The following is an 18,202-nucleotide window of genomic DNA, read 5'->3' as shown; positions in this document are numbered from 1 at the left end:
GGGAAGATGCGTGATCTGATCCTTCAACTCAGCAAAAGTTCGATTTATTCAACAAAGCCCCTTCAAAGGAGAAAATGATGTATCTGCATCTTGTGCCCCGTATTCTTCACCATATGAAAAACAAGTGTACTCTCGTGTCAGTTTCTGTACCTGAATTGTCACTTGAGCTTAAAGCTGATTCGCTGGTGGCAATGAAACCTTATCCCAACAAGTCCTACCACGTTGTCATGTTGAAGGGGCGACGTGCATTAAATGGCTTTCTGGTAAAAAGCCCACGGACTTTAACTGAGTTCACAATGATAACAATCTGGGAAATTGAAGGCTTTGGAAAAATTAGTCATACCGTAAAAACGCTCGTTCAGGACAAAGACTATGACTTGGTCTCCCATGATGTCCTTTTGGCACATGCATACCATCAGAGGGAGGAAGAATTGGGGTACCGTGTACATCCATCCTATGACAGTCTAGCTCCCGTCGATTTTGAACCAACAATGCAGTCAAGGTACATAAAGGAATCCGATCTTTCCCACGACGTATGGGAAACCTATTCATGGGGGGAATTGCTGCGTTCGCGTGAAGAGACATTTCTGGCGATGACCATGTCATCTGCTCGTTTAAGCCATCCAGCATTCATCAGAGGAAACCGACTTCCTCAAACTGACCAGGCCATCATTATCAGTTCGTAACGACCTTTTATTCTTTTTGATGCCAGGCGAGTCTCCTTTTGCCTGGCCACTTTGATTTATTGCCTGGGAGTAACCTATGGATGAGCAAGATATTCTCCGCGTTATAAACGGCCGTGAGATTGATGCTTCTGACCTCCTGGAAGAAGCTATGCCGAACGCAGCCCGACGCTTTTATCGTTTAACTAACAGCATGAACAAATTGCTTTAGGAGGTCAGGGAGCACTTTCCTGACGCGATGTATTACTCTGCCAGCGGAACGGTAAGCCTGCTGTTGGGGAGCAGCCACGACAACAATGACCATCCGGTTAGAGAAATGGTCGCTGTAAGGTCACCAGATCTAAACATTGAAGGCGGTGATTGGTAGGTCAAGCAGGGGATCTATGTGCACTTCATGTCCTAACTTCATCCAGTGCTGAATTCAGTGCACAGACAGTAGGGGACTTCTCCTTTAATCAGAATGGCAAAGGGTTACGTGAGGATCAGATTCTATTTTTTTGCCTCGAAAACGGATAAACCCAGGTTTTGGCGCTTTAACCGAAAAATCAGCAGAACGGTAAATGATAGGCTGTCATGGATAACCATTTTGAGGCAAAAATGAACGTTTCAACTGACAGCAGCAACATATCGATAGCAGAACTCAAAGAAGAATTTATACCCGGTCTTCTGCTTAATGCTGGGGCAATAAGCCATTACGGCGACTCGGGTTTATCTTCGAAGGCTATGGATAAGTATTCAAATCTTCTGGAGAAAGACGCAGTTACCGCTTTATCAGGAGCCTTGAACCGTATCGTAAGTGCCTTAGCGGAGGCAGATCCACGTTCTATCAGTAGCAATCCATCCTGGTTTTCCCGCTTTACGGGCAAACACCTTGAAAAGCGCGTTCGTTACCAACACGCACGTGAGAAGGTGGAAAATCTTATTAATGAGGGGAACGGATATCTGACACATGTGAATGAGACGCTACTGGCTTTAGAAGAGCTGCTTGAAACATATGTGTCAGAAATCAAACGCCTTAAAATTTTTATCCAGGCAGGCCATGAGTTCCTTAGGGATTCTACCGAAGAAAAAAATAGTGACGATCTAAGCCTTGTCTTCGATAAACCGAGGGAAAGATTTGCCAGACGTTTAGCTAACCTGGCAACACTGCTTGCGTCTCATGAAATGGCCGCCATGCAGATGGAAATCACTCGCGGGACTTGTATAGATATTGCTGACCGCTTTAACGAAACTATAAAAGTCCTGGTTCCAGTATGGCGGCAACACACACTTTCGCTGTTATCAGTAAATAACACTGACCCTACGATTGTTAGAAAAGCTAATCAGGCCCACGAGGCTCTTCTAAAAAGCCTGCGACAAAATTTAGAGGGATTCCAAAAATGATTAATAATTTGACCACCAAAACTGAGGTTGTTGCTTTTACTTTGACTTCCGCTGAACTGGAAAAGTTCGGGCTGAATGAGCAAGATGAACAAGAGATTAAAGCCGTCGCGGAATGCATTAATGCCGATGATCCAGGAACAGTTTATCGTTTTGGCCGGGCAATGGGGGAAAACACTGCTAATTATGCGGATAGCCTGCTTGAGCAAATTCGCAATAAAGATTTAGACGAAGCCGGGAGCAAATTAACTGAAATTATCAACCTTGCAAGAAATGTAAACATCTCGAACTTAACTGAAAGTCGTTCAAATCTGCCAGTTATTGGCCCTTTGTTGGATAAAATCCGCACCCGTGGGAAGAATTTCGCCGCACAGTTTGAATCAACTCGTGAACAAATCGATGCTCTGGTTTCAGAGGTTTCAGTTACACAGAATAGCCTCGGTTCTAATAATATTTCGCTCCAGCAAATGTTTGATGAAGTCGTTAAAGAACACCACTTAACAGGTGTACATATTGCTGCCGGTAAATTAAGGCTGGGAGAATTACAATTAAAAGCAGAAAATCTCAGAGCTAATGTTGGTAACAATCCTGCTAAGTTCCAGGAAGTATCTGATCTGGATACGCTAATTGCTAATTTAGAAAAACGTATTGGCGATTTAGTTGTTTCTCAGCAGTCTGCTATGCAAGTATTGCCAATGGTACGGATTATACAGGCAAATAACCAAAGTCTTATCGACAAGTTTCATAGCGTCAAAGAGGTTACTGTCCCTAATTTCAAGCGTCAGTTTCTGTTAGCCATTTCTCTAAATGGACAGCGTAACGCTGTAAATCTTGCCAATGATATCGATAATGCCAACAATGAGTTACTCCGTAGTAATGCAAAATTACTGCATCGCAATGCAGTAGAAACTATGAAAGCAAACCAACGGCTGGTTATTGATATAAGCACCCTTAAAGAGGTGCAGGATACGCTTATCCAGACGGTTGGCGATGTTGTTAAAATCCAGAGAGAAGGGGCTATTAAGCTCAGGGAAACAGAAAAACAGGTTCTTGCCATGCGTGAGAATTTGCGCACCCGACTGACACAAAAAGGGGTAGATCATGGTGCGTAACCTTAAGAGTAGTGACGATTTTTCCCGTGAACTGTCATTTCTTTTTCACCGGTCTATAAAGATTAGAAATTCAGGTTTCGCGATATTTGGTGCGGGCCTGCTGATAATGATTTTTGGTCTTTGCTTGTGGTTGCTGTCATTACACCTCTCACCTTCAGTTCTGGACTTTGATATTGATGTGCCCTTGTCATTCTTCAATTCATCTGAAGGTGAAGATAAGTTAGTGGTTTCGGATTTTGGCGATGCATTTGGAGGCTTCCTAACTACATATTCTAAGTTGCTATTAGGGATTATGGGGCTATTAGTAGTTTCTTCAACTGCCTTTAAAATTTTAAAGGGGGAGGAAATAGGTGAGATATTCCCGATGCTTCTAATTGCTGGCGCTTTTCTTATCGGCTTGTCAGTTTTTACATCTGCTTTAGGTTCGGAAGAGACTGATGCCACTTCAGCTTCGACTGTAAAGGTTATCAAGAAATATGTAAAACATGAAAAATACGATAAACTTGTCGCATATTTAAATGATAGTAATTGGCCCTCAGGCGAAGAGGTATCTGTAAACTATTTAAAGGCGCAACTACATATAAAACTCGGCAAGCCAGATGTGAAGTTAACACAGAATGTTGTTAGGGCGTATATGTCTGGTGTATTACAGTCAAATATTCCCGTGAAAGTTCGTTATGCATTGGAAAAGACAGCTTTAGATAAATCCGTCTCACCACTTGCGATTCGTTATGAGCAAAAACGTATGTCTAAATCACATACCTTTTCAAAAGCGTCGGTTAATTGTCTTAAAGTAGGTAGTCCCGTCGCATTCGTTGGCGTTTTGTTCGCTCTTCTTGGTATAAAAATCAGGCGGCGAGTCAGATTCTTAGAATCAAATTGAATGAAAGCCCGGTACGCTGGGCTTTTTTATTCAGTAACTTTTATCAAATATGTAGTAATTTACCGGAATCTGCTTCTCCAGCTTGTTAGCTGAAAAGCTTACTCAAGTATAATAATCTACTTCTGATTATGTTTTTTATGGTTTTATTTTTACACAACTTATTAAGGATACATGATGTGTAACTTTACTCCTGTTCAAATTATTGCTGATTATATACTGAGGTTTCTTAAAAATAATACTGATGCCAAGCTTTATGAGGCAATGCAGCGTCTTGAAAAGAAAATTGGTCAGTTTGTCGCTGATGGGGTTGATGAACATCAATTACGCTCTTCATTAAGCAAAGTCTGTCGATCTCGTTCCAGGGCGGCTCTTAAAGAGGAGTGTGAACAACTCATTCCATAAAAAGAACATCATACGGGAAAGTTACTTTAACGGTGAATGGCTCGCTTCTGGCGGTTTAAGTTGACGGCCATTCCTACCATAGCCATCATAAAGTATGATTAGCATTCGAGTGTGGCACTACTAATTTTAATGGGCTACGCATTCAGTCTCCACCTCTCTAACTATAAAGGTTCTTTTCATGTCCAATAGCTTCGATAAGCCGCAAACGCTCCCGGTACATAATTCTGATGCCGAACCCTTTTTTCCGAAAAACCTTGGTCCATTTATCGAGCAGGTATCCGGAAGGGATCTGGCAATGCTCACAGAATCAGAGAAGGAAAAACTTGCGCACCTGATCAGAACTGGGCGTAAATATGGAGTTTCTGTCGCTATCGTTCCTGATACAGATTCTGCTGAGCTTCATGAATTACTGTCTAATGCCGATTCCATTGAAAGGCAGTTTTCCATCTATGAACGCATCCAGACGAAGATTGCGTTCACGCGGTGTCAGGAAGCATAAACAAAGTGAGAAATACAACTACGTGGTATGACGTAGAACATATTGAAATCACCACAGGCGAGCGAGGCGGCAGGATATGGGTGCTGAAGCTCTCCTGTGGCCATACAGTATTTCGCCGAATACCTCCTATACGTCTTCATAACCTCACAGCTTTTTCTCTGCGGGAGCCCCCAGAAAAATGTCGGTGCTCTCTTTGCAATTCAAGTCCATAATAAAGCCTTTTTAAAGGCCACAAACTGCATATCACTGGATAAATCATCCTCTACAGCGTTCATTCTTAAACGCAAAATTTATATTTCATTCATTCTATTTTAAAAGCGTTATAAAAGACGGAATCCTATTTAGTCTGTTTGATGCTTAAATCATCTTCAGTGCCTTTTATCTTTTACCCAGCGACTTTAACATTAACCTGAGCAGAAAACTTGTTTTCAAACTAAGTTCGAAAACTTTCTGCTCAGGTTATTAGCCGGGTAAGCCACTTTGTTATATTTGTTTCATGTTAACAGAGGAGGCGATATGCAAATTGAAAAGGTGATGTCATTACTTGAAGTGCTTTCAAGCTGGCTTGAAGATAACATCAATATGGATTCTGAAATTATCTTTGATAATGACGAAGATAATACCAACTCAGAAATTCTGTATCCTGCTGTAGAAAAGGCTAATGCCGTTTTGCGCAAAATGGCATCTTTATCTTCAGATTCTGTTCATGCAATTCGACAGCGCTTGCAGCTTGCCGTAGAAGGCAAAGCTGAATTGTCCCTCAAGGATGTGGGAGAGCTTCTGCTGGCAACAAAGTATCTGATGTTGTCCACTGAAGAGGGAGAGTAAGCCTGTGACCACTCTCGTATTTGAAATGGCAGATATCAATAAACTGATCGAAGAAATTCGCACCGCAAAAACGTTTTCGGTCACCCCAGATCAGATCTATGACCCGGCATGCTATCCGGGGGGAGCCCTCCTTAACGCTGAGGGACAGACTGAAGAAGAGGCGCGTAAAGCTGGTAGGGTTTTCTTTCCCTCATCCTCAAAAATTGCCAGCACACATCTGGTGCCAAAAGTGCTTCTCGCGCACAGTCATGGTGTATACCTGATCACTAATGCTGAGCTTGAGGGCTCTCCCGCATCCCGCGATACTGTGGCTTACGCCCAGGGGATGAATCCAAAACTGGATGAGGACTGGGATTACGCTTGTGATGCCGCTTTGGATGGGTCTGATTGTAGCTATACCATTCCCGTTGAGTGGCTGGAGTTAGCGGTAGAGCAGGGTTTTCAGGAGTTTCGACTTCGAATGAGTGAAACCAATATCAAACTTGTCAGCAAATAGTATGTCCTTGCTGTATCCAGTCAAACATTGTCCGCCAGTCGAGCTGCTGGCGGATTGTTTTATATAAGGCCGGGAAGGTATGTCAGGTTTAAGCAGTTCCGCCCAGAAGCTTACAAGGGCGCAGATTTACGTGTTAAGACGGATGGCATCCGGCACGATCTATGATATCTCTGGCAATTTCAGACGGGCCAGAGAACGGCGTACGTTTATGGGGAATCCTGATGATGTGACGTGCAGGAGCTCTCCGGTCCTGTTCCGGCTGGGCCTCGTGGAGTTATGCCAGCCAGTAAGGCATCTGGAGCCAGGTTTATACTATCGGCTCAAGTTGAGCTCCTCAGGGCATGAAGCTCTTAAGGCGAACGCACACCTCTAACATTTGAGATAGTTCGTTCGCAGCCAGGAAAGTAACTTTCATCTCAAGTGTGACCCTTACTACCTCATTTATGAGTAAAACCCCCCTCTGATATGTCGAAAATGCTCATTTATACGAAAATAGTTTCTCTTCAGGTGTGATGTAATTACTGAGAATTCTCCCTGAATGGAAGGCAACCGATGAAAATGTTTTTTACCCCTTATGTTCGTATCGTTTTCTATTTTTGCGCATTGATTTTTATTGTTTACAGTTTCAGTGATTTTTTCCAGGGCGTCCCTGACAGCACCTTCTTCAGTGCGGTCATCACGCTACTTGTTATCGGAACCATTGTTGCCCGGCATCTGGATCGCAAAAAATCTCTCAAATATACTTCACAGATTTAAGTTTCCACTCAGGCCACTCTCGGGTGGCTTTTATAATTTAATAAGGACCGGTTCATGCATAACCACGAAATTCAGACCATTGCTATATTTAGTGCCCAGTATAAAAACATCGAAGATGCTGAAAATGCAGGTGCTTTATATTCAGTAGATATTGAATATCCGATGACACTAAATGATTTATCGCGGCTTTGCGACTCTATTGCCGAAGCAGTAGGTGTGCCTGGCGGCGTCAAATACCAGTTCGTGTCCCAGCCGGAAGCGCATGAAACCAGCTTCTGATAACCAGTAACCAAACTGCCTAAAAGCAGGTGCAAAGCCATGAAACAAACAAAGTCTTCTATGTCACGTATTGTGCAGCTGTACGACGGGAGCCGATACGGAAACTGCGAGCAGGCTGATAACGAAGGAGAGCTTTTTACGGTGGTGTTGAATAAGCCTTCGCAGATCGATGACATCCGTAAAATCGTAGACACAACCGCCGAAGTACTTGGCAAAGCTTTGCCAGTACTCCTCTTTTAAAGCTTACATCCGTGAAGGATAATTACGGTCTTACTACTTTCAGTTTTTCATTCCAGTGCCGTCCATTTTAATTTATCGATTTTAAGCGGTCGGCGCTATTTCATTGTTTCTTTTCCGACTGTAATTCCTTATATATAGGAATATTTCAAAGAATTTATCTCAGGTTATTTGTGGCGTGGTGCCAGTTGTTATAATGATTCCACATAATCTGGAGAGTCAATCATGATCACATCTCTAATGAATTTCCGCGATTTAACCGGAGAGGCAGTCATCCAGGCGCGGCAATGCGTTATTAATGCTGAGATCGAAGCGGCCCGGGAAAAGGTAATTCATGCTCGTTCGTTATTCAAAGCGGGTATACATAATGTTGTAAACGGTAGTTCTGGCATTAAGGCTGCGGCAGCACATTTTCTGGTGATAAAACGTTTACAGACTGACACTCGGTATCTGGACGCGGTTATCACTGATAACCTTTGCATGTTTTCTCCTGAGGGTTATCTGTATCTGTTTATGCAACAACGTTATTTCCTATAAAACAATGGGTTAGGTAAGTATCTTTCCATTAAAAACATTAAAAAGGTGACTTGATGAAACCATTTGGACTTGCCGGAAAACCCCGGCCCGAACCTTGCGGCTGCTGCTGGTATACCCGTGAGGACTGCCCTTACGTCAGCGCAAAACAGATCTATCGCCGCAGGCAGCGCAAGGCAGAACGCCAGCGTCAGCGCAGCACCATTGTGATGGCCGTTTCTGAATTTCGCTGACCTCTTCTGGAAATATCATTTTTTCTCCAGAAGAATTTTAAAATAAAGGGAAATCTTTTCACGGGTATCTGATGTTTATTGTTTATGGTAAATTGCGCCACATTAATTGTTTGTGGCGCAGTTCGTGATGGCTTAAGGATATAATATGAAAATCAGCCAGCTGGAATCCGGGATGCAGGTTTGGTCTGTAACCCGTACCAAAATGGGAAATACCACCATTTCAACGGTCATTGTCCACCCCGTTGTCATTATTGAAATTCATGATAACCATGTGATTGCTCGCTGGAACGGCAATGCACCACGTCGGTTTGGAGAAACGGCTATCAGGGGCTGGAAGAAGGAGAAGCCACTGCTTGTCCGTGAGCCTTTCGGAAATGTTCGTCTGGCCACCCGGGCTGAAAAAACCGCTATGCAGGAAAAAGAGTAATACCCCCTTTTAGCACCCACAATTTCACCGTCCATCTGCCTTTAACCTTGCCTGTTATTAACGGAATCCTTTCTGACTGGGCGGATCCCACGCATAACCTGAACTGTTGGCTAACCGTCTTACAGCCAAATTCCCTCCTTTATCTGGCAGGAGTGCGTCCGTGAGCTCTGTATGATCTACGTGTTTGTTAAGTAGAGCACATAACAGGAGTGGGGTATGACTGAATTAAATAAAAGCCCGTCCGGTTTTTCCGGAGCTGATGTCAGTAAAGAACAGGCTGCCATAAGGGCACTTGTAGAAAGAGTAGTGACCAACTATCGCAGCCGGACAGCACCTGATCGGGTTCAAAAGGCTTCGGTAGCGTTTAATGGGGGATTAATCCTGACCCTGATGCTGGCCTTGACGCTATTGGGCTACCTTGTGGCGGAATTGCTCAGGGGGTATGTTGCGGATAGTTCACCCTATGTGCCCGGTCTAAGTTATTCGCAATTTTCGATGCTTATGGTCGTTGAGCTGTGTCTATGCTTTCTTGCATGGTTTTTGGTTGTCACAGGGGACTATCCCCGGCCGTGGATATTTCAGGTAGTCCCGATGGAGCAGTACTGGTTCTTTGACGAAGTGGATGACGACGATCTTGCCCGGCTTTCCTGTAACCCTTACATCAAGCGCTGGCTACTTGATGAAATGTCCGGTATTCATCGACTGACCTACACGAGGCTGCATGATCGACTGGAGCGCATCTGTAATATTGCATCCCATCTCGAATACAGCCGTATTCAGGCACATAAGATTTCCCTAATCAACGGAAGCAGTGCCTCCTGATCCTACCATTGCATCCGGAAATTAAACGGGCAGGAACTGCACTGTATGTTCCGACCCAGCAGCTGCCCGTTACCCTTTTCTTTAGTATAAAATGACTTTCGCCGACAACCGGAAGTGAATCATGTCAAATAAATGAAAAATCAGTAATTTATGTAGGCGGGGTGTTTGGCTGATCAGGGCAGGGTGGTATAATAACGCTGGTGCTGGAGGCTTTTGCCCCAGCCAGCGGTAACACTGTTTGACTGTGGTAAAAGCAGAAAGCCCCGAGTAATTTTTCAATTAACCCGAGGCCCCTGTATGCTAGTCACATTCAGAGTAGCCTCTTGCCTGCTTAAATGCAAGGAGAAGAAGGCCATGAAAATGCCGAACCAACCCATTGTTTTGTGCATATTAATAGTTTGTTTAACGCTGTTGATATTCACCTGGCTCACACGAAACTCGCTTTGCGAGTTGCGGATGAAAGACGGAACAAGGGAGGTATCTGCTATCCTGGCCTACGAATCCGGTAAGTAGCTGACAAAGAGGGGGGCAACCCCCTCTTTTCGGGGTGTGGATTAGTATGCCATCGGCACCTTTTGAAAGGGTTTCTCCAGTCGGGGAAACCCTTTTTTCCTCCCGTCTTGTGGCATATAGCCTTTTGTATAAATCAAGAACCAGACCCAAAGAGTCCCACTTCACGCAAACCGTTCAAAAGCCTTAGCGTAATCCAGTCGGGAAAAATTTCACCGGTGCTCGTCCGGGCACGTACCGGAAACAATGGACTTCTCACTGGTCGGTAGCTCATAGAACGTAGCCATTGCGGTCAGTCCTTATTCTGTACCCAGTAGAGTTTTATGGCCGTCTGGCAAATCGTTCAAACATTGTCATTTCTGTTCTCGCTGCATCCGGTCAAATGATACGGTGAATTCAGCTCATGGGCATTCGCATCGCAGTCTACGAAGGCACCAGAAGTTTGAGGATGTTACGCAAAGAACAGTTATCAGGTTTGCTGGTGGGCGTAATGCCTACCTCTACTTTACTTCATAGGGATTCTTCTGCGGGGAAGCAAGAATTGACTCAACGTTGTCCGGTCGTACCAGATTTGTCGCGGAAAGCGCCTTTTTGTGAGGGGGGCCGCAGCGCTAAACCTTTTCCTGGAACGACATGAAGGACAGCAGAGCGTCCGCCCTGGAGGACAGCTCAATACAGTCTCCACGCTGCGGTTCTATCTCTTCGTCAATGGTTTCATTGTACCAAATACGCAGCCGCCATCCCTTCGCAGGGAAAGCGCTCTGCATCGCCAGGACCATCCCCTCCGGCGACAGCAGTTCTCGACAGAGGTAGCAGGCCCCGATCCGGGTTGAATCCCGCAGCCACATTACGGGATACTCTTTAACCAGTTGGTCATACACGCATTCTGCCATATGAAAGTAATTTTCGTCAGCCCTGCAAAAATCACACATTCGATTTCCTTAAATGGTGTTCATCGAGATAATTCAGAAAGTTGATTCGCCAAACTACGGGGCATTTCTTTAATGGCGGAGCTTTACATCACTATTTCTGTCATTTTCAAATCCGCCGGATACAGCAATAATTGCACCGAACAGCGGTTTGAACTGCAATGCATCCGTAGGGTATGCGACAATAATAAGGCTCTTCCCGTACTCTTAAAAATGGAAGAGTTTAAAACCCATACTGCTGGGATGAGCGAAGCACGGTACATTATGCCAGCGTATAAGGGCCGTCATAACTTGTTTTTTTCTAGAACACGGCGAAGTTTTCTTACCTGGGAAGCTGTGGAAAGCGTACCGGTTCGGGGATGGCATGCGCTTGCCTTTTCACCTGGTTTGAGTACATAGGCTAATGCCAGCTCGTTCAGAGCCGCCTCAGCTTTCAACAGGGCCTCAATGGCCGTGTTCAGGTATACAGTTCGGCTCTCATGGTTCATCAGGATTTTCCTCACAAGGGTAAAAATGACAGGCGATACCTGCCGTTTACCCTTTGTCTCCGTTAAGAATGGCATCACGGCAGGCTTCCCAGATTACCTGGGCATTAGCATCACACTCCACGAACCCGCCGCACTGATCGTATATCACCTGGTATACCTCAGGGGGAATCTTCCCAGGCGCAACCGGAGTTGAGCGTTTGCCTTTATGAATCTCATCTGCGGTATCACAGACAGCGTCGAGATGCCGCGACATCCACTCAGATAATTTCAGACCCTCTCGATTTGCCTGTTTTACATAGCGAACCTTTCTGGAAACCGTAGATCGCATCTGAATCTGTGTCACAGCTGGCACATCTTCTTTCATGGCATTCTGTAATGCAGCTTTGGGCTTTTTCATGTTCATGGTTGCTTTAAATTATTCTGGAGTTCGTCTGATATAAATGCTGACGTGATCTGTCAGCGTCGCTTAAATAGTTTATCGCCTTCCGCCAGTTCGCCGTTGAGCTGTTCAATCACGCTCCAGATGAGCCGATCATCCGGCGTTGAGCCTGCACACTCTTTCACGACCGCCACGGGTCTAAATTCTTCAGGGTCTGCCTGCCCGGAGGTGAAGAGCCTGCTCTCAATCCAGTGGGCCCCCTCTGTGCAGCAGTGGCAACTGGTTTCAGGTGGTTCATCCAGACCGTCCACTCCACAGGCTGAGCAGGTGAACAGTTTGCGAGACCCACCAGCCAGTGGCGTATCGCAAGCTGCTGGAAGTGCGCCAGCATTGCGCCAGTACAGCACATGATTTGAATCGTAGCAGTGTCCATGAAGCAGAAGCGAAACGCCGCAACTGCGAGTTTCAATGGCTTTGCCTGTGCCAAGGTATTGCCCGATCTCGTCCCATACGTCCACTAAGGTGTCAGGCAGCGGACGCGTAACAGGGAACTTAGCGCAGTCGTCCGGGGTGCCTTTAATGCAGCAGAGGGCCGAATACGCAAGCTCCTGCATTTCGTAGGAGTACTGACCACATACCACGCGTTCCAGTTTGTCGATTAGTTGTTCTTTATTCATCATACTCAGCCTTATTAAACAAATTCATTACGCCACTGGCACCATCTGGCCGGAGCAGACTGCGGCCCGGTAGTAGAGCCGCAGGGGGTGTCGCTGGACTAACAGGTGCTCAGTGAGTCCCGCACTTCCTCATGACTGGTCATTTTCAGAAGAAGCTTTCCAGGGCAGCGTGGTTCCGCCTGTGAACGGGTGACGTCTTCGTTGATTGCCTGGATATGAGCAGATTCAACGGTCCGACGCTGTACGACATGGTTGCTCAGGTTGAATTCGCACTGGAGCCTTCTGGCATCAGAATCCGCGTTCATTGCAATACGTTCATCAAAGCGGCGGTTCATTCGCAGAGCCTCTTCGTGAGCTGCATCAACAAGGGTGCGTCTGGTGACATAGTCGTTACCAGCAAAAAACGATAGCTGAGCGTGTTCCGAAGAGTAGTCGGAGCTTCCCTTACAACGGGCAATCGCGGCTTCAGAGTGCAGGATTAATGAACTCAACCGTGAACAGACGTCATTGATGGTGCCGGTTTTCAGACAGTCGTGGATAAGTGTCCAGGCGGAAATGCTCAGCGGGCGGCTGGTGATCACATAGGGATTGTAATGATCAACCGTTACGATAGTACGCAGTGAATGAAGCGATTCGGACTGCGTACGTAAGTCACGGCGAACAGTACATGCCACCGAGGCAACATCTTTACATTCTTTGTCGGACATCGAGTCCAGTACGCGGATCTCCACCTCTGCCGCCTTTGAGGCGATATGCGCACTAATCTCACCCTTAAGACGTTTGTAGTCAGCCTTGAAGCTTCCCACGCTGTCAATATCGATCCAGTAACCACAGCTGTAACCAGCATTACCAAACTCGTCATCTTTCTCATAGTTCGGACAGCCGTCATTGCTCCAGCCAGCTTTTTCCAGCAGCTCGTCAATAGCGACCAGCTCAGCCATTGGTGCATGTTCGATAATGAAATAATGGACACGGCCCCAGGCATATGCGCGTGAACGGCCATCAACAGAAGTATCAGAAGTCGTCTGACGGGAAAGTTTCATGAGGTACTCCAGTTCTGCCCGGTACCGCCGGGGCGGTGGTGCGAAAGCCGCACCATGAATGACACTATGATCCTCCTAACTTCTATTGTCAATACAATTGAAGTGGCGTTGTATTTATTCATTATTTGGACCCGGCTCGTACGGAACGACCGTCGGGACTTGCCAATTATTCTGCGGTGAGCAGGGGGAAGGGAACATCCCACCGCTTGTTTCAAGATGTACAGCCAAGGAGGGCGCAGAATGCCTGACAGAATCATCGTGCAGCGGTAGCGAAAGACCTGACAAACGGGAAAAGTATCCTTTTATTCCAAAGCCAACCTCAGCTTTTAATGTCGCCAGTACGTTTCTTAAACATGCCAAATCGGTCTCTTATACGGCCGGATGGGCCCGATGAAAACGATAAAATGAGAAACAGAACCCGACACATCGCTGCTCTCTGGGAAAGCCGGTCAGCAGATGGAGCGCCAGGAACTAAATCCGCTGGTTTTAATAATGATTGAGGAGAACAAGATGAAAGATAACAAGACACGTCCTGTAGACTCGTATGCTCATGCTGATTTCATGGAGTCCGTCTTCAGCAACCTCAGGGCTTTCTGTGATGCGGAATGCCAGCGGCTAACTGCCGGTTATCCCCCAACTGTCAAACCAGAACAGCAAAGCACTGACGGCCAGCTGTCGGCGGCATAAATCATTACCTGCCAGTTCGTTCAAATTTCCGCTTCCTTAAGCCCGGGCCAAAAGCCCGGCTCAATCCAAAAACTGAACGTACCGGTTTACCTCTATATCTCCTCAATCCCCTGCGACTTACAAGAGACCCGCACCGGTTTAGCCATTCCTGTCCTGCCACTCTCTCATCACTGGCCCAGACAACCGGAAAAGTAACTTTTCTCTCCGACTCACCTTCTGAACCAGCTATTTTGCTTAAACGTAAAAACGGCCCACTGTTGTGAAGATTTAAAACGGACGGATCGAGTAGTATTGTCTCAGGAATTTTTTTTAAGAAAAGTTACTTTTTCTTCTGTGCAACCTATTAGAAAAAATGTCGAACCTGGTATTGTTGTGTTGTAGCGCAGTTAAACAACCAACCAAAAGAGAGAACAAAAATGTCCGCAATCGAAACTGAAGTAAAAAACAACAGCAACGAAATCAGCCTTCGTGGTTACCTGGAACGCACTGGTAACGGTGCCCGTAAAGGTAACGGCCTTATCATTGACCCTTCGGTTGTTGTAGAGCAGGAAGGCTTTAACACCCGCACGGCCGGTATGGGCGAGCTCTACTATTCAATGCCTCACGTTGTGGAACACCTGAACAGCCTGGCCGATGCCTACATGGAAGACCCGTTCAGCGTGACGCCTATCGTTGTTCAGATGGTTAATGGCGTACCTGTACTGCGTCAGGGGGCTTGCCGTATCCGTTCCATCGCTATTGCAAACCGCCAGCTGGAAGCAGAAGGGCGTGAACGCATTACTCGTATTCGCTGCGAAGAGTTTCGCGGTAGCGCTTCAAAAGCAGAACTCTTCACCCTGACCGGCAACTCCAACCTGGCGCTGTCTGTCGTAGCTGAAGCGCTTTCAATTAAGCGTCTTGTTGAAGATAAAGAAGAGCCTAAGACCTTTGCGGAACTGGCAAAAAAACGTGGTAAATCAGAGCAGCATCTTCGCCAGATGGTTCGCGTACTGGACCTGCCTTCTGAACTACAGACCATGCTTGTGAGCGATCAGGTGAGCATGTACGTTGCGCTGGACGAGTATATGTACAGCGGTGAGGATGCGGTAGATAACATCAACAAGGCGATCTCCATCTATGGTAAAGCGACGAAAAACACGCTGAAATTCGTCAAAGCTGCCAAGGTAGAAGAGCGCATGGCAGATCCGCAGACTCCGGAAAACTCCGGTGATGAGCAACCGGCAGGTAATGCTACCGTTAACACCCCGGTACCGGATCAACTGAATGATGAAAGCAATACAGAGACGCTGGTTACGCCACCGGTACAGGAACCAGCTCCGGCTCCAAAGGACAGCGCTCCTAAACAGAACCCGGCAGGTAAAGCACCATCCATGTCCAGCGTTCTGAACAAAAAGACCGTGACCGTCATTGCCGACACCGCGATCCCGATTTTTGAACGTATTGCTGAAGAAGCCAAGCTTAAAGAAGGTGAATCTGTCAGCACTGATACTTACACGCTTGTTCTGACCAATGATGAAATGAACGATATCATCAATGCTCATGCTGACCTGAAAGAGTACCTGCGTAAGCATGCTGAGAAGATGAATAAGGGACAGGCATGATTTTCTGACCGACCCCTCCATCCGGACGGGTCGGTAACTTTTTCAGGACAAGGGGAAACAGGGCAATGAAGAAGGCTTTTATCAACGTAGACAAGACTAACCCACTGCCAGTCCTGACGGATTCGGTGACCCGGGTAAGTATTCAGTGCACGGCAAAAGATGAAAACGGGGCAGGGATCGAAGTGAACATCCTCGACCTGATTCAGGATCATGATACGGATGAAGTGAAAGTGCAGTTTGGGAGCTCGCCTGTTCAGGCTCTGGCGATGCTCCGCCGGGTTATGACAGCACTGGAAAAGCAGGCAAATGCAGAACTGCAACAGAATTCCTGCTCGCGTATGCAGTAAACGGTAAAAGCAGAATGTTCCCTACTGGATAAACCCGGTGGACCTCACGGAGAGCAAGTCACCGAATGGTTCACTGTTAAGTGATATACATCCGGATTTATAAGGTTTTGCAGCATCCGAATAGGCAATAAATAGAATTATTTTGATTTATCTCAGCAAGGAAATGGAAAGCTACCAGATTTTAGGATAGCGAAATGCCTGTATCGCTACTCTGCTGAATTAGAAATGATTTTAAACGCAATGCATAATGATAGAATAGCAATGCCTTTAATTATTTGTCACGTCTGAATTATATGTAGACTTACGGAGAGGATATGGTAATTACTTATTCATTATCGGAAACGTTTAATATGTTTTTACGCGAGATTATTGCATCTGGACTTGCAGTTTTTTGCGCATGGTGCGTTTTGTGTCTTTTCTCTGATCAGGAACGAGGTAAAGAGGTTCCTGTTTCTATGAAAAAAATAACTTCAAAGTCAGCTTTCTCCTACTTTATCAGTTCTCAAATTGCCGCTTTTATTATCTCCTTGTTGGGTTCAATCTTAAGCACGAAATGGGACAACATCGTCTGGAATGATGAAATAAGACAGTTTTATCTGCATGTAGGATTTGGGCTGGTAGCTTGTGTATTCTGTCTGCTTGTAATCTTGCATGAGAAATTTATCAAAAGAAATTTAAATGTTTATTCTGGTTATTGTGGTTCACTGGCAGTTAGTCTCACAGGAATCTTTGTACTTTGTGCGTTATATCTGACATTTTCATTACCATTTCATTATGAAGAACGTCTACTTAATGATGCATCCTTGGTGGCTTCGGATGGCGTTGAAAATTCAGTCGTTTTTGCAGACGGTCGTTACTGGGTTTTTGAACTGGGCTTACCATATTTCAAACAGTCATTGCTCAAAGAGGTAAGAAGGGGCAGGTACCAGCTAATCTGCACTACAGAAAAAAAACCAACATGCTGGTCTGGCAAAAAACTTCCCGAAAAACCAACCTCTTTGAAAGCTAGTTCATAAAGATTTAAACTGCTCGCTTAAATCCACACTGGTCCAATTTTGAAAATTTATTGTGTTTTTAAAAGAAATTACAGTGTGGGTTATTAGCCAGTAGGTCGGAGTTTTATATAATACCCAAAAACACAGGAGGTATTATGAAAACCAATCTGGCCTATGCATCTAATTGCTCCGATTCTGTCTACTCCTATATTTATCAGGCACTGCAACAACGCTCTGGTGCCGAGAATGAAAGCCTTTATCAGCAGGCCATTTCCAGCTGCTGCACAGATAAACAAAAAAAGAAACTGGCCGGGTATTATGCCGGTCCATGGCAGCTGCTATTCAACGCGTGGTGTAACAATCGCGTCCCTAACACAGCGGTGCTGGCCCTTTTACTCCAGCAGTGCTTATCTCATTTCCAGTGCGAAGAAGTGATCGCAGCCTGGCAGTAACCCTATCAAGCCCCTTCGTATAGCGGAGGGGCAGGAGATATCTCATGTACAGAAACGACAGAAACGTGGATTCCTTCAACCTGGTTAATGCTCTTCAGCCGGTCTTTCGTAACACCGGCTGTGGGATGTTTGAATATGATCGTAAAAAGCAGAATGAAACCGCTGATTCAATCTTACGAGCGTTGGCGTTAAATGCCGATTTCGCGAGGGCCTTAAAACAGTACGTCCGGATTAATTCTGTACGACGGGTTGTTCAGTTCGATGACGGCTCGGTTCGCTATGGTATTCATGCCGAATTTGAAGGGCATAATAAAATTAATTCCTTCCGTATTTTTAAAGATGAAGATACAGACGCATTTGACTCCTATTTTTATTCGGTTTGCGATAATAAAGCTGAGCTGGTGGATTTTAAAATGGACTCTCTCGATATTCAATTGCAGGCAGTTTTTGAAAAGGTGACAGGTATTTTTCTGTCACATTAAATATTCAAATTTTCAATCCTCGGGCTGATAGACAAAAAACG

General features: G+C 45.6%; 27 protein-coding genes and 1 pseudogene. 23 read left to right on the top strand and 5 right to left on the bottom strand.

The window, feature by feature from the left end:
* The first annotated feature begins 77 nt into the window (after positions 1–77).
* The 17 genes and pseudogenes from ACOTYN_RS20060 (at position 78) to ACOTYN_RS19980 (ending at position 10,084) form a co-directional block, all read left to right on the top strand.
* Positions 78–686, top strand: a complete 609-nt coding sequence (locus ACOTYN_RS20060) for a DUF6012 family protein (RefSeq protein WP_000280723.1) — start codon at positions 78–80, stop codon at positions 684–686.
* Between the two features lie 570 nt (positions 687–1,256).
* On the top strand, positions 1,257–2,066 hold the full coding sequence (locus tag ACOTYN_RS20055) for a toxic anion resistance protein (RefSeq protein ID WP_094935606.1): 810 nt from the start codon (positions 1,257–1,259) through the stop codon (positions 2,064–2,066).
* Positions 2,063–3,175, top strand: coding sequence for a toxic anion resistance protein (locus tag ACOTYN_RS20050; protein WP_000609386.1), 1,113 nt, complete (start codon positions 2,063–2,065; stop codon positions 3,173–3,175). Before ACOTYN_RS20055 ends, ACOTYN_RS20050 begins: the two co-directional genes overlap by 4 nt.
* Positions 3,165–4,058 (top strand): hypothetical protein, encoded by an 894-nt coding sequence (locus ACOTYN_RS20045; protein ID WP_000252081.1) that lies wholly within the window; start codon positions 3,165–3,167, stop codon positions 4,056–4,058. The genes ACOTYN_RS20050 and ACOTYN_RS20045 overlap by 11 nt, the downstream gene beginning before the upstream one ends.
* Positions 4,059–4,232: 174 nt before the next feature.
* Entirely contained in the window at positions 4,233–4,460 is a 228-nt protein-coding gene (locus ACOTYN_RS20040; RefSeq protein ID WP_000336109.1) for a hypothetical protein, read from the top strand.
* A 178-nt stretch (positions 4,461–4,638) separates the two neighbouring features.
* Entirely contained in the window at positions 4,639–4,959 is a 321-nt protein-coding gene (locus tag ACOTYN_RS20035) for a hypothetical protein (RefSeq protein ID WP_000071366.1), read from the top strand.
* Positions 4,960–5,475: 516 nt separating this feature from the next.
* Positions 5,476–5,787, top strand: coding sequence for a DUF957 domain-containing protein (locus ACOTYN_RS20030; protein ID WP_001165367.1), 312 nt, complete (start codon positions 5,476–5,478; stop codon positions 5,785–5,787).
* Between the two features lie 4 nt (positions 5,788–5,791).
* The gene (locus ACOTYN_RS20025; RefSeq protein ID WP_259408559.1) at positions 5,792–6,283 is read left to right on the top strand and encodes a DUF3085 domain-containing protein; all 492 of its coding nucleotides are present in this window, start codon (positions 5,792–5,794) and stop codon (positions 6,281–6,283) included.
* A gap of 552 nt (positions 6,284–6,835) precedes the next feature.
* Positions 6,836–7,039, top strand: a complete 204-nt coding sequence (locus ACOTYN_RS20020; protein WP_000781547.1) for a hypothetical protein — start codon at positions 6,836–6,838, stop codon at positions 7,037–7,039.
* Between the two features lie 54 nt (positions 7,040–7,093).
* Positions 7,094–7,318, top strand: a complete 225-nt coding sequence (locus ACOTYN_RS20015; RefSeq protein WP_000551490.1) for a hypothetical protein — start codon at positions 7,094–7,096, stop codon at positions 7,316–7,318.
* Between the two features lie 39 nt (positions 7,319–7,357).
* Positions 7,358–7,558: a hypothetical protein gene (locus ACOTYN_RS20010; RefSeq protein ID WP_000814953.1), complete on the top strand. Its 201-nt coding sequence runs from the start codon at positions 7,358–7,360 to the stop codon at positions 7,556–7,558.
* Positions 7,559–7,780: 222 nt separating this feature from the next.
* Positions 7,781–8,092 carry a hypothetical protein gene (locus ACOTYN_RS20005; protein ID WP_000633161.1) on the top strand — a complete coding sequence of 104 codons (312 nt, stop codon included), beginning with the start codon at positions 7,781–7,783 and terminating at the stop codon, positions 8,090–8,092.
* 53 nt (positions 8,093–8,145) lie between these two features.
* Positions 8,146–8,322, top strand: coding sequence for a hypothetical protein (locus ACOTYN_RS20000; protein WP_000802040.1), 177 nt, complete (start codon positions 8,146–8,148; stop codon positions 8,320–8,322).
* A gap of 145 nt (positions 8,323–8,467) precedes the next feature.
* A complete protein-coding gene (locus ACOTYN_RS19995) occupies positions 8,468–8,749 on the top strand; it encodes a hypothetical protein (protein WP_000703842.1) in 282 nt (93 codons plus the stop codon).
* A gap of 216 nt (positions 8,750–8,965) precedes the next feature.
* A complete protein-coding gene (locus tag ACOTYN_RS19990) occupies positions 8,966–9,571 on the top strand; it encodes a hypothetical protein (protein WP_000137794.1) in 606 nt (201 codons plus the stop codon).
* Between the two features lie 335 nt (positions 9,572–9,906).
* Positions 9,907–10,017: pseudogene (locus tag ACOTYN_RS19985) on the top strand (DUF5431 family protein); the annotation flags it as partial.
* The gene (locus tag ACOTYN_RS19980; protein ID WP_223152483.1) at positions 9,965–10,084 is read left to right on the top strand and encodes a type I toxin-antitoxin system Hok family toxin; all 120 of its coding nucleotides are present in this window, start codon (positions 9,965–9,967) and stop codon (positions 10,082–10,084) included. The pseudogene ACOTYN_RS19985 and the gene ACOTYN_RS19980, both read left to right, overlap by 53 nt.
* Before the next feature lie 608 nt (positions 10,085–10,692).
* Here the strand turns inward: ACOTYN_RS19980 and ACOTYN_RS19975 are convergent.
* The 5 genes from ACOTYN_RS19975 to ACOTYN_RS19955 all read right to left on the bottom strand — a co-directional run bounded on the left by ACOTYN_RS19975 (position 10,693) and on the right by ACOTYN_RS19955 (position 13,597).
* Entirely contained in the window at positions 10,693–11,013 is a 321-nt protein-coding gene (locus tag ACOTYN_RS19975; RefSeq protein WP_000332796.1) for a hypothetical protein, read from the bottom strand.
* A 281-nt stretch (positions 11,014–11,294) separates the two neighbouring features.
* Positions 11,295–11,498, bottom strand: a complete 204-nt coding sequence (locus ACOTYN_RS19970; protein ID WP_001015183.1) for a hypothetical protein — start codon at positions 11,496–11,498, stop codon at positions 11,295–11,297.
* A 46-nt stretch (positions 11,499–11,544) separates the two neighbouring features.
* Complete coding sequence (locus tag ACOTYN_RS19965) at positions 11,545–11,895, bottom strand: hypothetical protein (protein ID WP_000743059.1); 351 nt, start codon at positions 11,893–11,895, stop codon at positions 11,545–11,547.
* A gap of 59 nt (positions 11,896–11,954) precedes the next feature.
* Positions 11,955–12,554 (bottom strand): hypothetical protein, encoded by a 600-nt coding sequence (locus ACOTYN_RS19960; RefSeq protein WP_001031420.1) that lies wholly within the window; start codon positions 12,552–12,554, stop codon positions 11,955–11,957.
* A 98-nt stretch (positions 12,555–12,652) separates the two neighbouring features.
* Positions 12,653–13,597, bottom strand: a complete 945-nt coding sequence (locus tag ACOTYN_RS19955; RefSeq protein WP_000778029.1) for a DUF5417 domain-containing protein — start codon at positions 13,595–13,597, stop codon at positions 12,653–12,655.
* Positions 13,598–14,107: 510 nt separating this feature from the next.
* Here ACOTYN_RS19955 and ACOTYN_RS19950 point away from each other — a divergent pair.
* The 6 genes from ACOTYN_RS19950 to ACOTYN_RS19925 all read left to right on the top strand — a co-directional run bounded on the left by ACOTYN_RS19950 (position 14,108) and on the right by ACOTYN_RS19925 (position 18,161).
* On the top strand, positions 14,108–14,284 hold the full coding sequence (locus tag ACOTYN_RS19950) for a hypothetical protein (protein WP_001371930.1): 177 nt from the start codon (positions 14,108–14,110) through the stop codon (positions 14,282–14,284).
* 416 nt (positions 14,285–14,700) lie between these two features.
* Entirely contained in the window at positions 14,701–15,885 is a 1,185-nt protein-coding gene (locus ACOTYN_RS19945; RefSeq protein WP_001272971.1) for a hypothetical protein, read from the top strand.
* Between the two features lie 65 nt (positions 15,886–15,950).
* Entirely contained in the window at positions 15,951–16,232 is a 282-nt protein-coding gene (locus ACOTYN_RS19940; RefSeq protein ID WP_000708863.1) for a hypothetical protein, read from the top strand.
* A 314-nt stretch (positions 16,233–16,546) separates the two neighbouring features.
* Entirely contained in the window at positions 16,547–17,248 is a 702-nt protein-coding gene (locus ACOTYN_RS19935) for a hypothetical protein (RefSeq protein WP_000237191.1), read from the top strand.
* 134 nt (positions 17,249–17,382) lie between these two features.
* A complete protein-coding gene (locus ACOTYN_RS19930; protein ID WP_000856246.1) occupies positions 17,383–17,679 on the top strand; it encodes a hypothetical protein in 297 nt (98 codons plus the stop codon).
* 44 nt (positions 17,680–17,723) lie between these two features.
* On the top strand, positions 17,724–18,161 hold the full coding sequence (locus tag ACOTYN_RS19925; protein WP_000286108.1) for a hypothetical protein: 438 nt from the start codon (positions 17,724–17,726) through the stop codon (positions 18,159–18,161).
* The last annotated feature ends 41 nt before the right edge of the window (positions 18,162–18,202 follow it).

It is taken from the genome of Enterobacter cloacae complex sp. IR5458 (genome assembly GCF_049238025.1).
GTDB lineage: Bacteria > Pseudomonadota > Gammaproteobacteria > Enterobacterales > Enterobacteriaceae > Enterobacter > Enterobacter kobei.
This window is presented reverse-complemented; position numbering and strand designations above follow the sequence as displayed.